Source organism: Phormidesmis priestleyi ULC007, from assembly GCF_001895925.1.
Taxonomy (GTDB): domain Bacteria; phylum Cyanobacteriota; class Cyanobacteriia; order Leptolyngbyales; family Leptolyngbyaceae; genus Phormidesmis_A; species Phormidesmis_A priestleyi_A.
In genome coordinates this window covers 1-1,168 of the sequence record NZ_MPPI01000107.1, presented here as the reverse complement: position 1 = coordinate 1,168, position 1,168 = coordinate 1, and the positions used below count along the sequence as shown (strand labels likewise).

The 1,168-nt window shown below is 49.0% G+C and carries 1 protein-coding gene; it reads right to left on the bottom strand.

Annotated features, from left to right (window positions below; translation table 11 throughout):
* Positions 1-1,101, bottom strand: a protein-coding gene (locus BRW63_RS27000) for an IS3 family transposase (RefSeq protein WP_106254251.1) whose coding sequence is annotated in 2 segments (ribosomal slippage) — positions 1-837 and positions 837-1,101 — 1,102 coding nt annotated over the 2 segments. Because the reading frame shifts where the segments join, the coding sequence is not laid out codon by codon here. This gene is flagged as partial in the annotation.
* Positions 1,102-1,168 lie beyond the last annotated feature (67 nt).

Sequence of the window (1,168 nt, the reverse complement as noted above, 5' to 3'; positions counted from 1 at the left end):
TTGGTGTTTGATAATCTAATCCTTGATGCGGACGGACTTGATTGTACCAACGAAACCACTGGTTGACCTCTTGCGTTAAGTGTTGACCATCCTCGAACGCTTTGAGATAAATCAACTCATACTTTAGACTCCTCCACAATCGTTCGATAAAGATGTTGTCGTGGCAGCGCCCTCGACCATCCATACTAATCTGAACTCCAGAGGCTTTTAGACAGGTCGTAAAGGCGTTCGCTGTAAACTGTGCCCCTTGATCCGTGTTGAAGATCAAGGGCGGGGTGTAGTTGGACAAGGCTTCTTCCAACGCCTCCACGCAAAAGTGGACTTCTAAAGTGTTGGAGATCCGCCAGGACAAGACGTGACGACTAACCCAATCCATCACTGCCACTAGATAGAAGTGTCCTCGACAGACTGGAAGATAAGTAATGTCAGTACACCAGACTTGGTTGGCTTGCGTAATCGCAAGTCCTCTCAATAAGTAGGGATACACTCGATGCTCCGGGTGAGGTTTGCTCGTATTGGGTTTGGGGTAGATGGCAACTAATCCCATCTCTCGCATCAACCGCTGGACGCGCTTGCGGTTCACCCCATACCCCTGAGTTTTGAGAAAGACGCTCATCTTCCGGCTCCCGTAAAAGGGGGTTTCCAGATATTGCTGGTCGATTAACCGCATCACCATCAAGTCTTCCTCTGACGGAGCGAGCGCCTGGTAATAGTAGCTAGAGCGGGGAATCCGCAGCAATTCACATTGCCGTTGAATGCTCAACTGTTCATGGTCAGGCTCTACCAAGGCTTTTCGGTCGGCAGCCCTAATCGTGCCGACCTGTTGACTAAAAAATCGCGCTCGACCTTCAATTGCCCAATCTGTCGATACAACTCATCCAGGTGGGCTTGCCCTTCTGGCTCCACTTTGCTGGCGTTGAAACCTCGCTCAAACACCTCACTCATGCCCTCTAAAAGCTGCCGTTTCCAACCGTGAATCATCGTCGGATGCACGCTATATTGACTCGCAATTTCAGCAATGGTTTTCTCTCCTTTCACCGCTTCAATCGCAACTTTTGCTTTGAATTGAGAACTGTACTGTTTGCGTTTGTTTTTGCTCATAACCATTCCTATCATGGGTGGGAAGTTTAGAGCTTATTCACCTGTCCAGTTTTTGGGTTCCACCTCA